General features: G+C 67.6%; 16 protein-coding genes. 11 read left to right on the top strand and 5 right to left on the bottom strand.

The genetic code is table 11. The features are described 5' to 3' along the window. Positions 1–43 precede the first annotated feature (43 nt). Positions 44–682, top strand: coding sequence for a hypothetical protein (locus ACE37B_RS14520; RefSeq protein ID WP_409924037.1), 639 nt, complete (start codon positions 44–46; stop codon positions 680–682). Positions 683–729: 47 nt separating this feature from the next. On the opposite strand, the gene ACE37B_RS14515 is transcribed toward ACE37B_RS14520, so the two are convergent. Beyond that, positions 730–1,755, bottom strand: a complete 1,026-nt coding sequence (locus tag ACE37B_RS14515) for a M23 family metallopeptidase (RefSeq protein ID WP_409924036.1) — start codon at positions 1,753–1,755, stop codon at positions 730–732. A 159-nt stretch (positions 1,756–1,914) separates the two neighbouring features. On the opposite strand from ACE37B_RS14515, the gene ACE37B_RS14510 reads away from it, so the two are divergent. From ACE37B_RS14510 to ACE37B_RS14485, 6 genes are read left to right on the top strand one after another with little or no spacing between them, the layout of a single operon-like run. After that, on the top strand, positions 1,915–2,262 hold the full coding sequence (locus tag ACE37B_RS14510; RefSeq protein ID WP_409924035.1) for a hypothetical protein: 348 nt from the start codon (positions 1,915–1,917) through the stop codon (positions 2,260–2,262). 1 nt (position 2,263) lies between these two features. Beyond that, the gene (locus ACE37B_RS14505; RefSeq protein WP_409924034.1) at positions 2,264–2,944 is read left to right on the top strand and encodes a hypothetical protein; all 681 of its coding nucleotides are present in this window, start codon (positions 2,264–2,266) and stop codon (positions 2,942–2,944) included. Between the two features lies 1 nt (position 2,945). Then, on the top strand, positions 2,946–4,262 hold the full coding sequence (locus ACE37B_RS14500; RefSeq protein WP_409924033.1) for a hypothetical protein: 1,317 nt from the start codon (positions 2,946–2,948) through the stop codon (positions 4,260–4,262). Next, entirely contained in the window at positions 4,255–5,721 is a 1,467-nt protein-coding gene (locus ACE37B_RS14495; protein ID WP_409924032.1) for an SCO6880 family protein, read from the top strand. The genes ACE37B_RS14500 and ACE37B_RS14495 overlap by 8 nt, the downstream gene beginning before the upstream one ends. Further along, positions 5,718–7,013 (top strand): helicase HerA domain-containing protein, encoded by a 1,296-nt coding sequence (locus tag ACE37B_RS14490; protein ID WP_409924031.1) that lies wholly within the window; start codon positions 5,718–5,720, stop codon positions 7,011–7,013. The genes ACE37B_RS14495 and ACE37B_RS14490 overlap by 4 nt, the downstream gene beginning before the upstream one ends. Before the next feature lie 52 nt (positions 7,014–7,065). Continuing rightward, the gene (locus ACE37B_RS14485) at positions 7,066–8,154 is read left to right on the top strand and encodes a toprim domain-containing protein (protein WP_409924030.1); all 1,089 of its coding nucleotides are present in this window, start codon (positions 7,066–7,068) and stop codon (positions 8,152–8,154) included. Here ACE37B_RS14485 and ACE37B_RS14480 read toward each other — a convergent pair. From ACE37B_RS14480 to ACE37B_RS14470, 3 genes are all read right to left on the bottom strand, one after another. Further along, positions 8,116–8,961, bottom strand: a complete 846-nt coding sequence (locus tag ACE37B_RS14480; protein ID WP_409924029.1) for a hypothetical protein — start codon at positions 8,959–8,961, stop codon at positions 8,116–8,118. The genes ACE37B_RS14485 and ACE37B_RS14480 overlap by 39 nt on opposite strands. An 8-nt stretch (positions 8,962–8,969) precedes the next feature. Beyond that, complete coding sequence (locus ACE37B_RS14475; RefSeq protein ID WP_409924028.1) at positions 8,970–9,302, bottom strand: hypothetical protein; 333 nt, start codon at positions 9,300–9,302, stop codon at positions 8,970–8,972. A 123-nt stretch (positions 9,303–9,425) separates the two neighbouring features. Then, the gene (locus ACE37B_RS14470; RefSeq protein ID WP_409924027.1) at positions 9,426–10,133 is read right to left on the bottom strand and encodes a hypothetical protein; all 708 of its coding nucleotides are present in this window, start codon (positions 10,131–10,133) and stop codon (positions 9,426–9,428) included. 131 nt (positions 10,134–10,264) lie between these two features. On the opposite strand from ACE37B_RS14470, the gene ACE37B_RS14465 reads away from it, so the two are divergent. The 3 genes from ACE37B_RS14465 to ACE37B_RS14455 all read left to right on the top strand — a co-directional run bounded on the left by ACE37B_RS14465 (position 10,265) and on the right by ACE37B_RS14455 (position 15,360). Further along, positions 10,265–12,514, top strand: a complete 2,250-nt coding sequence (locus ACE37B_RS14465) for a type IV secretory system conjugative DNA transfer family protein (RefSeq protein ID WP_409924026.1) — start codon at positions 10,265–10,267, stop codon at positions 12,512–12,514. A gap of 90 nt (positions 12,515–12,604) precedes the next feature. Beyond that, positions 12,605–14,998 carry a hypothetical protein gene (locus ACE37B_RS14460; RefSeq protein WP_409924025.1) on the top strand — a complete coding sequence of 798 codons (2,394 nt, stop codon included), beginning with the start codon at positions 12,605–12,607 and terminating at the stop codon, positions 14,996–14,998. Beyond that, entirely contained in the window at positions 14,995–15,360 is a 366-nt protein-coding gene (locus ACE37B_RS14455) for a hypothetical protein (protein ID WP_409924024.1), read from the top strand. Before ACE37B_RS14460 ends, ACE37B_RS14455 begins: the two co-directional genes overlap by 4 nt. A gap of 70 nt (positions 15,361–15,430) precedes the next feature. Here the strand turns inward: ACE37B_RS14455 and ACE37B_RS14450 are convergent, their stop codons facing one another. Beyond that, positions 15,431–15,871, bottom strand: coding sequence for a hypothetical protein (locus ACE37B_RS14450; RefSeq protein ID WP_409924023.1), 441 nt, complete (start codon positions 15,869–15,871; stop codon positions 15,431–15,433). Between the two features lie 141 nt (positions 15,872–16,012). On the opposite strand from ACE37B_RS14450, the gene ACE37B_RS14445 reads away from it, so the two are divergent. Next, the gene (locus ACE37B_RS14445) at positions 16,013–16,777 is read left to right on the top strand and encodes a hypothetical protein (protein ID WP_409924022.1); all 765 of its coding nucleotides are present in this window, start codon (positions 16,013–16,015) and stop codon (positions 16,775–16,777) included. Positions 16,778–16,797: the final 20 nt, after the last annotated feature.

Raw genomic sequence — 16,797 nt, 5'->3', positions numbered from 1 at the left:
CCCTGGCGTCCGACACTTCGCACTTGTCTGTAACAATCGGCGAGTGGAGCTGGGATACCAGGGCAACGTCGACTGGCAAGACATGAGCGACTACCTCGTGCACTTCGTGGGCGGACGCGAGGCGACACCCGATCGACGCTTCGACGTCTTGCGTAACGTGTTGCAGGACCGGGAGCTGAAGCCCGGCATCGGGGGTTTCGGGTTCGCAAAGGGCTGGGCCTCCCCGCAGCACACCCAGCGTTCAATTTGCATGAGCGAAGTGCCGCTCACCTACCTCGCTCGGCTCGTGAGTCGTCACGGCAGCTTCGGTGTGGGCCTCGCTAAGACCGACGTGCGCGCCGCAGGTGGACAGCGCGTCTGGTATGTCGATGACTCGACCGAGCCCATGAACGTCCTCGACGGGTTGCTGGCCGAGGTGACCGATGCACGGCGTTGGGCAGACCCTCTGTGGAAGCTGACTCGATTCATCGATCGCGTCACTCCCGATGGCGATGGTCGGGCGAGGTACGAGTTCGAGTGGGAACGTGAGTGGAGAGTGCCGGGCGGGATGCATCTCTCCGAGGTGAAGTTCTTGTTCGTTCCATCGACATGGCACGAACTGGCACGAAGCAGTCTTGGGGTCTATCGACTGATTGACCCGATGTGGGGCTCAGCACAGATCGCGACAGCGCTCGCGTCGTAGGGCGAGAGGTTGAGCAACCTCCCGGTGGGCGGAGGAGCCGTAGCAACTCAGTACCAGCAGCCGCTGGCAGCGAGCTGACTCGTCGGTGTTCCAACGCCGTCATCCCGTAGCGAGCGAAGGAGTGCTTGCGGGCAGCGAAGAAGGCCGTCATCGGTGCGGATCTGGAGGTGGAGGTGGGGGCCGCTGGAGCGGCCGGTGTTGCCGGACGTGAGGATCTGGGTTCCGGCGGCGATGGTGGTGCCGGCTGCGACGTGGGCTGCGTTGCCGTGGCAGTAGGCCCAGCGGGTTCCCTCGTCGTCCTCGATCGTGACGCCGATGCCGCAGGTCTGGCACCCGGCCCCGTTCTGGCCGCAGCCGTGGTCCCACCAGTTGTACGGCCAGTACTGGACGTTCACGACCCGCCCTCCTCGGATGGCGTAGATCGGGGTTCCGGTCGGGAGCATCCAGTCCCAGGCCGGATATGTGTGATGAGGTTCGTCTACGGGTGCTGTCGCGAAGAGGTCAGCCGGGCCGGGGATCGCGTAGCCGTCGGCGAACGGGATGATTGCTTCGCCGGGAATGCATGACCCTCCTGAGGCGGTGCCGTCGCCGCCTGTGAGTTGCCGGTCGTACTCGGCGAGCCATCGCTGTTGGTACTGGCGAGGCGTGAGGACGTTGCCTGCCGATGGCACGGGCACCTGGTCCCACGTTGGCGATGTCGGGCCGGGGAGGTGGCCGATGTACCAGACGACGGGCACGGCGCTGACGTCGCCATCGTGGTCGTCGAGGACGCGGCGGACGTTCTCGGCGGCCTTCGCGTCCTGCACCGCTGGTGGTGCTTGCCATGCCTGTGCGTAGCCGCCGTAGTTGGCCCAGGTGGAGTCGATGAACTGGTAGGCGCCGGATGCACTCGACCCTGCGGCACGCGCGGTGTAGTCACCGCCGGACTCGAGCGTTCGGATCGTTGCGAGGATCGGTGCGACGTCACCGCCGGCCGCGCATCCGATGCCGGGGTTGTCCCCCGTCGCGAAGACGACGGGGAATGCGACGAGCGCGAGCACGAGTCCGACGATGGGGACAGCGAGGAGCTTCATCTCCTCTGTCGCACCCTCGAGACGGCCGCTCCGTGACAGTCGCAGGTCTGATCGGCCCGGTGTGGTCTGGGTGTCGCGATCTGCTGACGACGTGGGTGGGTTCACCGGTGATCGAACACGCCGAGCAGCGGTGTGTCGCAGACACCAAGGAGGTGTGCCATGCCGGTGAGGCATCGAGCGCGTCTGTCGGTCGGGCTGATGCTCGTCGCCAGCGGAGTACTGATGGGCGCGTCGCCCGCGTGGGCTCAGGTGCCGGACCCGGCGCCTGACAGCTCCCTGCCGGGCGGGACACTGATCACCCAAATGCTGGGGTGGTTGAAGTACGCGAGCATCGCCGCTGCGGTCGCCGGGCTGTTGATCGGTGGCATCGCAACTGGCGTGGGCCACTTCGGCTCGTCGTACAGCGCGAGCTCGGCCGGTCGGAAGTGGGTGCTGGGCGGAGTGGGAGCGGCCATGCTCGCTGGGCTGGCGCACACGATCGCCATGACCGTCTACAACGCGACCTGACATGCGGCGCGTGATGGTTGTGGGCGCAACGGTGCTCGTCGCAGCAGCGGCAATCGGACTTCGCACGTGCGCCGCTGCGGGCCGGGAAGCAGCGCCGCCCGCGAGTCCCAGCACGGCGGCCGAGTCGGCCGACGAGCGTCCGGCGACCGGTCCGCGCACCGAGGAGCTCGGTGTCCCGGTCGGCTGGAGTCGCGACGCCACTGGTGCTCGCGCAGCAGCGGTCTCGGCGGTGTCGTTGACCGGAGAGCTCGCACGCGCAGGCTTCATCACCCGCTCCGACATGATCAGGGTTCTGGCCTCGCGCCGCTACGGGCCGACCCTTGCGGATCTGTCTGCCGCTCAGCTCGACGCCTTCATCGACGACCTGGCCGGCGAGGGTCTGACGCCTTCACAGCTGCTGCTCCAGGAGCTCCCGCTCACCGCCGTCGTCGAATCGGCAACGGCGAACTCGGCGACTGTTCAGGTGTGGGCGCTCCTCGTCGCCGGAGGGGACCGCCTCGGAGCGCCGAGGCAGCTGTGGCGAACGGTGACCGTCGAATTGGTGTGGGAGGAGGGCGATTGGCAAGTCGACGGATGGACGGTCCGCCCGGGCCCGACACCGGCGCTGGCCACCAACGCCCCGGTCGCCTCGCTCGCTGAGATGCGCGAGGTCACTGCGTGGCCACCCGTGGGAGGTGCGTGACATGTTCGATTGGGTCATCGGTGGTCTCGGCGACCTGTTCGGGTTCGGTCTCAACGCCATCGGAGAGGCGGTCGGCTGGGCATGGGACAAGGTCGTGACCGGCATCTACACGTGGCTCGCCAACGGCTTGGCGCTGCTGGTCGAGTGGGTGTGGTCCGTGCTCGACTCGGGGACAACGCCGCGCGTCACGGCCAGCTGGTTCGCCAACGACCTTGCCGTCCAGCTGGGCGTGCTCGCTCTCGCTGTCACGGTGGCGATGATGCTCGCCTCGGGCATCCAGGCGGCGCTCGCCGGCCGTCCCGAGCAGATCCTCGACGCCGTCCGCCAGGGGATGTGGTCGATCGTTGCGTCAGCCCTTACGGTGACCGTGATCGACCTGCTGTTGGGTCTCGTCGACGAAGCCTCGGCCATGGTCTGGCAGTCGGGTCGAGCCGACCTCGTCAGCATGATCGAAGGGATCGTCGTGGTCGCGACCACGACCGGACCGCTCGCCACGACGTTCGTCGGGCCGCTCTGTCTACTGGTCGGGTTCGTCGGGCTGATCGGCCTGGTCGTGTCGTTGATGATGCGATCGTCGCTGATCTACCTCGCCGCAGCGTTGGCGCCGCTGGTGTGGTCGGCGAATGTGCTGCCGCTGTTCCGGGGCACGGCCCGCAAGCTGATCCATCTCACTGTCGCCTTGATCGTGTCGAAGCTGGCGATCGTCGTCAGCCTCGTCGTCGCGGTGAACCTGATTGCGCATCCATCCGGTGACCCGGACAGTGCCTCGATCATCAACGACGGAGCGGCGGCGGTCGGAACGCTCATGTCCGGGTTCGTGTGCTTCTTGATCGCGGCCGTGTCGCCGCTGGTGCTCTACAAGCTGATGCCGACCGTCGAGGGTGCGATCGTCGGCGCAGGCGTCGCTGGAGGCTGGACACGCGGAGCGACGACGGCGGCCCACACAGCTCTGATGGTGAAGAGTCTCGGTGCGTCGGCCGCAGGATCCGCAGCCACCAAGGGTGTCGCTGGCCAAGCCGGTGCTCGGGGCGCCGGGGGCCCGTCGGCACAGCGGGGAGCGATCCCCGGCCTGACCGACGCAGCATCCGGAAGCGGCCCGTCGTCGGCCGGGTCCGCGTCACCCAACCCACAGGGGCCGACCACCGCAGGATCGAGTTCGAGCACGGGCGGATCATCGACCCCCGACAGCGGTGCTGCTTCTCAGTCGACCCGAGCGTCGTCACCGACCCTGCCACCGAGACGCGACCGCCGGCCAACACCTCGTTCCGCTGGCGTAGCTGCGGACGACGCTGCATCCGGAGACGACAACGATGAGTGATGCACGGGCCTACCGGTTCGCCGACTCGAATCGGCCAGGGCTGCTGCTGGGACTGAGCGCGCGGCAGGCGGTCCCCATGATCGTTGGTGCCGTCGTCCTCGCCGTCGCCCTCCAGACGCCACTGCACCCTCTCGTCGGGCTGATCGGTCCGGCTGTCGGTTCCGCGTTGGCGTTCGGGCGCTGGCGTGGTGCCCCGATTGCCGAGACGCTCGTGCCTGGTGTCCGGCTGTATGGCCGACGGGCGATCCGTCGTCGGCGTTGGGTCCGGCCGTCACTCGTCGGGGACAACACCAGCGACGTGCTGCCGGACGCGCTTCGCGGGCTCGAGCTCATCGAGCCATCCGACCGTCCGTTCGGGGTTATCCGGGACAAAGCGGCCGGCACGGTCACTGCGGCGCTCCGGGTGCGCGGCTACGGGTTCCCGTTGGCAGGCGCAGTCGAGCAGGACGCAATGCTCGGCGCATGGGGAGCTGCGCTCTCGCCGCTCGCACGCGAGCAATCACCGGTACGTCACGTCGTGTGGCAGGAGTGGAGCCATCCCGTCACCAGTGACACCCACCGGGCGTTCCTCGACGCCGTCGGGATCGATCAGCGGCTCCGCGACCCTGCCGTGGCGGACTACCTGGCGCTTGTCGACGAGCAAGCCCCGGCGACGATCGCGCACGAGGTTCTCGTCGCAGTGACGATCGACCTGCGCCGCGTCCGAGCACGACGCTCGCTGAAGTCTGCACTCGGCGCCGCCGTGGACGCACTGTTCGACGAGTCACGACAGTTGGCGTCACGGCTCGAAGCCGCGGGGCTCGACGTCGACCCTCCGATGTCGGCCTTGGAGTTGTCGAGTGCGATCCGAGTCCGCAGCGCGCCAGCCCGCGCAGCACAGGTGCTGACGCTGACGCGATCACTTGCGGCAGCGGCGCGGCGAGGGGCGTTCGAGTGGGGCCCGATGGTCGTCGAGCCCGACTGGCGTCACGTGCACGTCGACGATGCGTTCCACCGCAGCTATCGGGTTGCCGGTTGGCCGCAGCTGCCGGTGCCCGCCGACTGGCTGTCACGGCTGCTCGCCGACACCCACTGCATCCGCACGGTCACTGTCGTGATGGAGCCGGTTCCGATGGGCCGCGCAGCGCGGGCCGCTGATCGTGAGGTGATGGCTCGCGAAGCCGACAGCGACCTCAAGGAACGCAAGGGGTTCCGGGTCAACGCGCGCGAACGCAAACGGCTCGCCGACGCCGAACGCCGCGAGCACGAGCTGTCCGAAGGGCACTCGGAGTTCCGCTTCGTCGGGCTCGTGAACGTGACCGCGTCGACGCTCGAAGATCTCGATGACGACTGCACCGTGATCGAACAGGCGGCAGCCCAATGCCTGCTCGATCTCCGGCCCTTGGATGCACGACACGATCAGGGCTGGGTGGCGTCGCTCCCGCTCGGACGCGCCCTGACTCCCGGATTCACGTCATGAACGCGACCATCGACGAGGTGCCCGACGCCGGCCGGCCCGGTTGGCGCAGAGCACCCGGACTGCACATCGAACGCCACCGGGCGACGATGGCACACCTCGCGTCGGTGTACCCGTGCCACACCGACACCGGGTTCGGCGAGCGAGGCCCGTACATCGGGGTCAACGTCACCGGCGGCGGAAGCGGGTTCTTCTTCGACCCCTTCGAGCTGTACCCGACACATCTCACCAACCCCAACGTCGCGATCGTCGGCGACCTCGGCTTCGGCAAGTCCGCACTCGTCAAGGCGATGCTCGGCCGCGAGCTCGCCGTCTACGGGTCCAAGCGACAAGTCACGATCCTCGATCCCAAGGGAGAGTACGGCCCGTTCGCCGCCGTCCACGGGCTGCCGGTCATCCAGCTGCGGCCCGGTGGCACCGACCGGCTCAACCCACTCGACGCGCGCGGCGACCCCACCGAGACCGTGCGCCGACAGTCACTGGCAGCAGCACTCGTCGCAGGTGTCCTCGGCCGCGGACTCGACCCGATCGAGGACGCAGTGCTCGGGTGGGCGATCACGACCCTCGCGCGCCAAGCACGTCCCTTCACGTTCGTCGACGTTGCCGCGACACTGGCGAACCCTGCCGAGGAGCTGGTCGCCCTATCGCGACGGACACCACTCGAACTCACGCACGCAGCGACACCGGTGATCTTTGCCGTCGACAAGCTGCTCTCACGGACCCTCGCCGGCATGTTCGACGGCCCGACCACCGTGAACATCGACTGGGACAACGGGCCAGGGTTCGTCATCGATCTTTCCGCCGTGTGGGGCGACGACGAAGCGCTCCCACTCGTGATGCTCGCCGCCACCTCTTGGCTGGCCGCCACACTCCACCGCGACTCACCTCGGCGAGTCCTCCAGGTGATCGACGAAGCATGGGCAGCGGTCCGACACGGTGCCCGCCACTTCCAAGCAGCGATCAAGCTGTCGCGCACCTTCGGCGTGTCCACCTGGCTGATCTGCCACCGGCCGGCGGATCTCACCGCACAGTCCGACGACGGCACCGCCACCGCCAAGATCTCGGCCGGCCTTCTCTCCGACGTCCAGACCCGCATCATCTTCCGCCAACCGCCCGACCAAGTGAACACCGCCGCCGAACTGTTCGGGCTCTCCGAGCGTGAACGCGACTGGGTGGCCACCATGGTGCGCGGTCGAGCACTGTGGCGGCTGCAGCGTCGCGGCGCGGTTGTTCACACCGTCCTCACCGACGCCGAACGGCAGGTGTGCGACACCGATCGGTCGATGTCGGCGTAGAGCCATGGGCACGGGCGAGCGCGATCGGCAGCCCCGCTGGGAGATCGCTGATGTGCTCGCACGCACCGACCTCTCCCAGCTCCTCGACGAGCTGGCAACCCCCGCCACCCAAAGCATCCGCAGTCGTCGTTGGCACTGCCCGATGCCCGACCACGACGACCAGCACGCCTCTGTCACCATGCACACGGACCACCGCGGACACGAGCGATGGCGCTGCTGGTCCGGAGACAACACCCACCGTGGCGACGCCATCGACCTCATCGTCGCGACCCAACGCGTCAACCGTGCCGACGCCATCGCATGGCTCGCCAACCGCGCCGGGATGATCCCTGATCAACCGCTCCCACCCGCACGACGCAAACCGCAACGTGCCCGGCCGAGCGTGGTTCCGCTCGATCCATCGGTGGTCCGCTACGTCCACGCCTGCGAGAAGATCCTGTGGGGACACACCGGCGCTCCGGTGCGCGACTGGCTCCACGCCCGCGGCTTCGATGACGACCTCCTCCGGGCCAACCACGTCGGTGCCGACCCCGGCCGAGCGATGATGTCCCGCCAACGAGGCCTCCCCCACGGCCACTCCCTCGCCGCCACCTTCCCCGCACTCGATCCCGAGGGCAACGTCCAGTACGTCCAAGCCCGCTACCTCGAGCCGATCGGACCCGACAAATACGACAACCCGGCTGGCAGCCTCGGATCGAACCCACGCCTCGCCTGGACCCGCACGCCCGACGGTCGCACCACCGCCGGCGTGCTACTCGTCACCGAAGGCATCCCCGACGCCCTCACCGCCGCCGGGGCTGGCTACGCCGCCGTCGGAATCCTCGGCTCTCAGGCGCCCGATGATCGAGTAGCTGACGTATTGGTTCATCGCACCCGAATCGTTGATCAACGAGTCATTGCGGTGATCGACGCCGACCCGGCCGGAAGGGCGTGGGGCGACCGCCTGAGCGACCTTCTCGAGAGGCGCGGAACAGCGCTGGAGGTTGTCGAACCACCAAAGGACCTCGATCTGAACACTTGGGCAAGGTTGACTCCCGACTGGATGAACGCACTTCGGTCCGACGTTCCACTGTCCCGTTCAGGGAGCTCTCTGATGGCGCGATCAACGGCTCGGAGCATGCACGATGTGCTGGACAACTGACTCGAGTATCGGCCACTGGTCGCGCACCAGGACCACTTCTTCGAAGGCTCGTTGGACTGCGGCCTTACCATCCCGCTCCAGAGCACCCTGATAGCCGCCCGCCGCTCCGTGGTCGTACGAAAGGACCAGCGGAGCCATCACCTCCAGTTCGATCGCCAGGTACGTTTCGATCGCCGCTCCCCAGGAATTCACGTCGTGAGGCTCGACACCGGTCGGAGTGAGGACGGGGTACGTCTTGAGTTCGGGTCGTTCCGGGAGCGTCAGCACGGTGAAGTTCGACGGCAGGCCAGCGGCTGCAAGTCGATTCGCCTCGAGCACACCAGCCCTATCAGCATCGAACACGGCAATGATCCGAGGCGCGTCGTCCAGACCGCGAGGACCCGTTGCCGCGACGTCTGCGAGTCCGCGGACGAGTCGGGTGAGGGCCGAGGAGGAGCCCTCACGATTGAAGTCGAACCTAGCGACGAGCAGATGGTCGGTCAGGTGAGGATGCGTCTTCTTTATGGCGTGCTCGATTACCCGTGAGTCGAACACCCCCTCGCACAGCACCGACGCCGGAGTGAGTGAGATGAGCTCGAGCGGAACGAAGTCCCTTAGGAAGACCTCGCCATCCTCGCGCTCGGCCACCCAGTCGCTGTCGGACAAGTCAGCTTGAACAAGCGTGTTCGGAGGAAGACCGCCCAGAGCCAGCGACAGACCGTGAAGCATCGGGAACACGCTCCCGGGCTCGAATAGCCCGTCCATTAGCTTCAGGAGAATCTCGTTGCCGCGCTCGCTGATGTCGCTCCTACGAGAAGGATCAATCATGGACGCAGTCAGGCGTCGACCAGCACTTGCAGCGTCGCACCGCTCTCAAGGCGCGGATGGAGACCTGGGTAGTTGGTCGGTTCGTCCAGCCCTGCCTCCGCGGCGTGCATCGACGCTCGAAATCCGAACCCGTAGCAGGCTAAGCGATCGACTGCGACCCGAGCGGTCGTCTCGTAGACGAGGCGACTCCGTTCACCATCGGGGTCGTGTACGTCCTCGATGCAGTCTGCAACCGTGAACATCGCCATTGCAGCGTCGTGTCCGTATCCGCTGCCGACGAACTCCCAGGTCGCTCGACCGGCGTCAGCAATCGAAATGGTCAGCGTCAGGCGGCTACCCATAGGTCCTCCACCTTGCCCCAACGCCCGATCTGGTCAACGGATGCTTCGTAACCGCACCCCAGTTTGCTGCCAGACGACGGCCATCCGTCTCCGGATGTCGCGATGCAGGAGCGCCTGGGTGCGTTATGCAGCGTGGAGGTACTGATCGACAAGTGGCTGGAGTCGCGACGCTGCTCTCGAGGCCAGCTTGCGCTGGACAGCGGTGGAGGTTGGGCCCGATGGGTCGAGCGCTCGTTGGAGGCGGTGGTCCCGGTACGCAGCCCAGACGTTCGGGGACAGGGTTCCACTGTCGACGGCCTTGAGCACGGCGTCGTTGAACCGGGCAAGCGCCAGCCGGTCGGTGACCCCGTCGGCGATATCGGCAGCGCCAGCCCCATCGCTCGCCAACATCCGCTGCGGATCGACTGGGGCGATCTGCACGATGTGCACGACACCCCGGTGCTCGACTCTGCGGGCGGCCTTGTACACGCGAGTGTGGGCCCGGTTGACGAGCCGGTGGGCGAGTCGTGGTCCGTCGAGCGGCGAGTCGAGGATGACCATGGCGAGTTCCGTGAGCGCGTCGGTTCGGTACTCGGTGGTGACTGCCCGGCCGAGGCGGGCGCCGAGCAGTGGCGCGAGTGCGTAGAGCACGACGACGACGGCTCGGTGATCGGTTCTGGCGATCGTCGCGAGGTGGCGGGTGAGGTCGTCCGACCGTCCCTGATGCTCTCGATGATCGCGGATGGCTTCGACGACGTCATCGAGGGTGGCGTGGCCGGTGCACCACTGGTCGGGGAGGCCGTCACGGGCGATCCGTCGGTAGTCGGCTTCGATGTGCCTGAAGAGGTTCATGGGATTCTCCTTGCGTTGGTGGCAGTGGGTGGAGAATCCGAAATGCGGGTCCCGGAGAAGGTCCCGGTGTCACTCCCGATCAAGGTCCCGAGCGGCCATGGAGACTCCCGATCTCGTTCGGGAGGGTGGGCGTGAGTCAGCCCGCGGGCCGCACCGGGGCGGGTGCTGGCGGCGACGTCGTCCTCGTTGCACTGGGCGGGGTCGTGCTTGGTTCAGCGGGCATCGTGTGGGGCGGCGCCTGGCTCGCCGCCCTACTCGGTGGCGGGACTCTCTCAGGAGGCGTCGGCGACGCGGTCGCAGCCATGGGACCGTTGGCGTCATCGCCGGGCGATCCGGCGACCGCCTGGGGTGACGCAGCAGAAGGGCTCCCCGGCCCGGTTCTCTACTGGGTGTGCACGGCCCTGGTCGCCGTAGTCGTGGTCGGCTTGGCGGCTGGGGTCTATTGGTTGTGGCGTCGGTGGTCGGCACCGTCGCGAGTTCGTCTGGGTGTGCCCGCCGAGGCGCGCCTCGCTCGCCGGAGGGATGTGGCGCCGCTCGTGGTGTCGTCGACGGTGCCGCCGACGGGTCGCCTCCTGCTCGGGCGGCTATCGAAGCGGGGTCCACTCTTGGCGACCGAGGACCGCGAGCGACACCCGTTGCATGGTCGCCGTGGCGCTGCGATCCAGGGTGATCGTGGATCGGTGGCGTTGATCGGCCCGACGCGTGCGGGCAAGACGGTGCTGGCGTCCGCTGGCATCATCGGCTGGGATGGGCCTGTCGTTGCGCTCTCGGTGAAGCGAGATCTGTACGACTCGACCGCTGCAGCTCGTTCGGCGCGCGGTGAGCTCGCCGTGTTCGATCCTGGTGGTGTCACCGGGCTCCCGACGGCACGTTGGACGCCATTGCGTGAAGTGACCACAACGTCGGGTGCGCTGCGGGCCGGCCGAGCGCTCGCAGCGGCGATCCCCCGGCAGGGAGTCACCGGCGGGGACTTCTGGGCCACCCACGGCGAGACGCTCACCTCCGCCTACATGTGCCTCGCCGGCCTGTCCCAGCTCCTTCCCGGCGACCAAGGCACTGACCGCGAACCGCTGACGATCAGCCGACTCGCCTCGTGGGCGTACATGCACGTCGGAATAACCGACCCGACCGTGAACGACCTCGTACGCGCCGGCCTCGCAGCGAACCAGCCACTCGAGATCCGCCTGCTCGCCAAGGACGCTGTGACGAAGCTGATGGCGTTCGAGCAGGAGGACCCGCGGATCCGGGCGAGCATCTACGCGACGGCTCGTCTGGCGTTCGACGCATGGACCGAGCCGTCTGTCGCACACTCCGCTTCACTCGACCCACGCGACGCCTACTGGTCTGATGAGCTGTGGGACCGAACCCCGCGATACGTCGACCTGGACTGGCTGATGGAAGGCGACCAGGGCCGGGCGAACACGCTGTACCTGACCGCACCCGCGACTGAGTTCGCCCGACTCGCCCCGGTGCTCGGCGGGTTGCTCGGCGATCTCCGCGAGCAGATCCACGCCTGGGACATAGCCGGGCGCCGTCTGACCAAGCCGCTGCTGATCGTCATCGACGAAGCCGGACAGCTGGAGCTCCGCTGGCTACCCGAGGAGGTGTCGACGATCGCCGGCTTGGGCGGCATGTTCGTGACAGGTTGGCAGTCACGCGCCCAGATCAACCATCGGTACGGGTCGCTCGCCGATGCGGTCCTCGGCGGTCACCGCTCGAAGGTGATCTTCAACGGAACCGACGACCTCGCGACTCTCGAGTACGTCTCGAAGGTCGCCGGAACCGAACACGTCGCGCAACGCGGTTGGTCGGCCGACACCGGGGGCGGGCGACGGACCGTGTCGGAGCACCTCCAGCGTGAGGACCTCCTACCGGCCCACGTGATCCGCCAGATGCGTCGCCAAGAGGCGGTTCTCCTGCACGGCACCCTGCCGCCGATCCACCTGCACGCGGTCCGATGGTGGGAGGACAAGACGCTGGCCGCCCTCGTCCCCAAGGGTGTCGACGGCAAACCCGTGAGCCCGCCCACCACCGGAACGTGCCCAACTCGGGAGGGTCCCCGTGGACCTGTCGCCCCCGTGCTCGACCCCGCAGTGGTGGAGGAGTCGGTCAACCACCTTCCACGACCCCGGGACGCCGCACCCGCGCAGCAGGTTCCACGCTCACGACCTGCGGCCCGACCTTCATCGCCCGGGCAAGGGCGGCTGCCGCTCGATCCGCCAGGCGGGTCTGGCCACGGCGAACACGACCGGAACCGGGTCGCCGCGTTCTGCGACCGCTGCGCCGCCCGGCTGCCGGTCGGCGCCGGCCGGGTCGAGCGGGTCGGCACGCGGGAAGTCGTGCGATGCGACCCCGCCTGCCCACCGGACGCTGCCCACTGAGGCAAACTCGCAGGTACAGCCCGAATCGGGAGCTTCATCGGGAGTAGGTCCGGGAGCAACCCAGGGAGTATCACCCCGCACGATCAGCGCATGGCGCACAACGGCCAGCGCATCGAGTTCCCCACCCTCCAGGCGATGACCGCCCACCTCGACCGGTGGGCCGCCACGTCGCTCACCTCGCCCGAGCAATGGGAGGACGCGCTCACCGGCACCCGCTCATGGCTCGACTACTCGGCACGCAATCAAGTGCTGCTCGCCTCCTACGGCATCGACGGGCCGGTCGCCGGACCAGAGACGTGGCGGCTCGTGCCCTCGACAACCGAAGGTCGCGGATGCGCTATTCGCGCGGGGGAGCACGGCTACCCCGTGCGAGTTCCGATCACCAGCGGCGGAACCGAGCCCGACCCCTACCTCGGCGGCCACCGCCCCACCCGGGCAGCCGTCGAACGATGGGAGTGGCGACCCGTGTTCGAGACCGCACAACTCGCCCGCCGCCCCTCGCCCGGAGCGCTCAGCGCGATCGAACTCCCCGAGCACCTTCGCGGGCCAGGCGGGCAGAGAGATCTCGCTGCAGCGGTCCGCAAGGTCGCCGGTGCAACCATCCGCGGACCGCTCCCTCGCACGAACGACCCGACGCGACTCCTGAGCGAGGCCGCCACGCGACTCCGCCGGTCGCACAAGCGGCCTGCACTCGACGAGGCCCTCGCCGGCCAAGCTGCGTGGCTCGTGCTCGATCGCGTTGGCCACGCACCAACCGACGCTGCGCCGAGGGTCGACCCGGCGGCCCTGGACTCACGAGAGCGATGGGAGCGACTCCAGGACGTGCTCGAACCGGCGCGCAAACTCACCGCTGCGCTCGGGGTGACCGTCGGTGTCGACCTCACCGCGTCGCCGCTGCCGCGCATGGAGATCCTTGACGACCGCGTCGTCCCGGCCGGACGCCGCCACCGTCTCCCGGCTGCATCTCTCGAACAACTCCCGGTCGGTAGATGGGTCACCGTCGGCCCGTACACCTCGGCCGAATGGTCAGCCCGGGGCGAACATGCTTCGGGCAGCGGTGCGTTCCTTCGCCTCAACAAGACCGCCTACCTCGCCGCGGTCGAAACCGGCGACGGCGCTACCTGGCGCCTCGAGGACATCGCCGCCAGGACCGGCAACGGCCTCCTCGTCACCGGAAGCGCCCGCACCCTCAACGACGCCCGCGCCGAAGCGGTCGCTGCTGTCCGCGACCGATACCCAGCGCTGACCGCACCGACCGTCGACACCGGCCCCTCCCCCGCAGGTGCCGTCGAAGGATGGGAACAGATGCCACGAGCCGGACGCCCTGTCGCCGCCGAGCTGTGGCACCTCACGAACGACATCACGCTGTACGTCCTGCCCGCGCCCGGCGGCCGCTGGCAGCCCGCGCTCCAGACACCGTCCACCGACGGCATCGAGCTCCTGCCGCTCCAACCGACCCAGCAAGACGCCCGCGATCAAGCCGAGCTCGCCGGGCGTCGCGTGGCACGCATGGCGATGATCGCCGACCCTGCCACCTCCGACCGGAACCTCGCAGCGTTCGCAGACGACGGCCTCTACAACCGAGCTGACCTCGCCCACCTCATCAGCGGTCGCCTCACCGACGCCGACACCGCACGCGTGATCAACGCCGACCCTGCCGACCTCGTCGAACTTCTCGGCGCCGCCGGGTTCAGCCCCGCCACGACCGTCGCCGTGCTCGCCGCCGAGGGTGTCGACGCGGCGACGGCCGCCACGCTCCTTCCCTCGGCCGGCGTCCCGATCCCCGACGGGATTCGGGTGCTGCACGAACGCTGGGACCTCCCCAACACCCTGGCGGCCGAGCTGCTCGACGCCACAGCCACGGAGATGCGTGCTGCGGGCTGCACGGCGACCGAGATCATGGCCGTCCGCCCACGAGACGTCCTGCGCACGCTTCCCGACGATCCACATCTGTGGGAGCTCGCCGCAGGATCGATGGCCACAGCAGGACATCCCACGACCTCGATCGTCGACCATCTCGTCGCTCACGCGCCCACCCCCGAAGCTTTCACGACCGGGCTCATCACGGTCGTCGAGCCCGACGAAGCGCTTGCCATCGCTGCGAGTCGCCGTGCACACCCCGACCAGCTTGCAGCCGTGTCCGAAGCGGCCGGCCTCTCACCAGCGGACACCGCGACAGCACTCGCAACGAAGGTCAACGACCACATCGTCCTCGACGTCATCAACATCCGATGCGATGGTGACACCGAGAGCGTCGCAGCGACAGCGACGGAAGCTGGCATCGACTCGTCGACCGTGCAGTCGTGGCTCCATCCCCCGGCGCACGGCAACGTCACGCCCATCAGATCTGCCATCGACATCGACTCAGCAGCTCTGCTCGACCGACTCCCCTCGGCCGGCCCCACCTCCGTCGACGACCCGATCCGCAGCCTCGACGCGCTCATGCTCAACATCGACTCATCGGGACTGGAGCCAGCGCAATGAACGACCTCTTCACCCCCGATTCGGACACGAACGGACCAGAGCCGCTCGACGAGGGTGGCACCTGGCTCCTCGACCTCGTCTCCGCCGTCGACCACCTCCGCCGCGGCTACCGCCCAGGCTTCACCGTCTGGGATGCACTCGCCGAGGCGATCGAATGGCCAAACGTTGTCGAGGTCACCGGACCTACCTCTGCGGCCGCAGGTCCCTCGCTGAACGAGGGGATGCATCGTGCCGTTCGGAACTGGGTGTGTGCCATGGCTGAGCGATACAACGCCGGGCATCATTGGCCGCACCCTCAATGCCGTCGGACCTTTCCGCCAGTGCGGATGGCCGATCTCGAGAGCAGCTACTTCGAGGCGTAGCGACCGAAGGGGATCGGATCGACTCGTTGGAGTTCCTCGAACTCACCAATGTCGTCCGCGGCTGGCGGATCTAGTTCGCCTGATAGTCAGGGTGCAGATCGCGCCACAACTTCGCAACGCGCTCGCCCTCCTCCGTCATGCGGACCTCCTGGTCGTCCCTTCTTGCAGTGCCGAAAGGCGTCGTGCGGTGGAACAGCGCCCCCGAACCCTTGACACCGAACAAATTGGCGGTGGAGCGGACGTTCTCGCCGTACAGCTGGCGGCGGATCGCCAGCGAATCTCCGAGCGTCATCGAGCCGTGATCTTCGATGAACTTCCAGTGCCGGTACGCAACCTCCCCGACCTTGTCGATTCGAGCAAGCTCTTTCGATGAGAGCACGGATCGCCCATCCTCACCACCGCGCAATCGGGAGACGAGACGTTGTGCCTCTCCGAGTCGCACCGCTGCCTCATCGAGCAGTCTGACGATCTCATCGAGCCCGTCCGGGGTTGAGCTGTTGTCGGCACCCATTCGCTTGGCCATCGGTCACTCCTTCGTAAGTCACGACGTAATCTGCGTCGGCATCTACGATGCACCCTGCTGGCCACGAAGTCAAGACGTAACTTTACGACGACGCTACGATGCAAGAGGTCCGCCTCTACGCTGAGGCCCATGTCCGCCCAAAGGGTGCCCGCCTTCTCCGGCCGGGTGCGCGCTGAACTAGCCAGCTGCATCGAGCGGTGCTACTCGCACAGCGAGATCAGCGTGCTCTACACGCGTTTCGACGTCGCCGACAGGGACGGCGGCAACAAGCTTCATCGCAGCACCGCGCTCATTCGCGTTCTTCATGAGTCAGCCGAGGGCGACGGAGCACCCGTCCTCGACCTGATCAGGTCCGTCGTGGAGGACCGATTCGGCGGTGACGTTCTCGATCGCAACGGCAACCCCAATGCGAACCTGCGACCGCTGATCGCCGCACTGCGAGTCGATGGATACGAGCTGGTGGATGGCCGGCTCGTCGCTGCCGGGGCCGGCTCGATACCGATGACGGCGGAGGTTTCCCTGCTTGAGTCGCGGCTACGCGAACGACAGTTGGCCGTTGCGGCACGCCACTACCGACAGGCAGTCGACAGCTTCACCGATGGCCGGCTCGAGGCCAGCAATGGGCAGTTGAGATCGTGCCTCGAGAACACCCTTATCGAACTTTGCTCTCGTCACGGAAAGCGCACCTCGGATCCGAAGGGCGCTGCAGAGTTGCTCCGAACGGCCGGCCTCCTCGATGGCGACGAGACGAAACTCCTTCAAGGCCTGGTCGGGGTCAGTAACGAGCGCGGGGCGCACCACGGTACGACGACTGAGGAGGAGGCGACGTTTCGCCTTCACACCACGACCGCCGTCATGCGTTACCTGCTCGCCCGCATTCGCGATCCTTCGTAGGTCGCACCGGCCATCAGGGT

The organism is Ilumatobacter sp., from assembly GCF_046290335.1.
Taxonomy (GTDB): Bacteria; Actinomycetota; Acidimicrobiia; order Acidimicrobiales; family Ilumatobacteraceae; genus Ilumatobacter_A.
The sequence above is the reverse complement of the archived record's forward strand: the minus strand, read 5'-3'. Positions and strand labels throughout refer to the sequence as shown.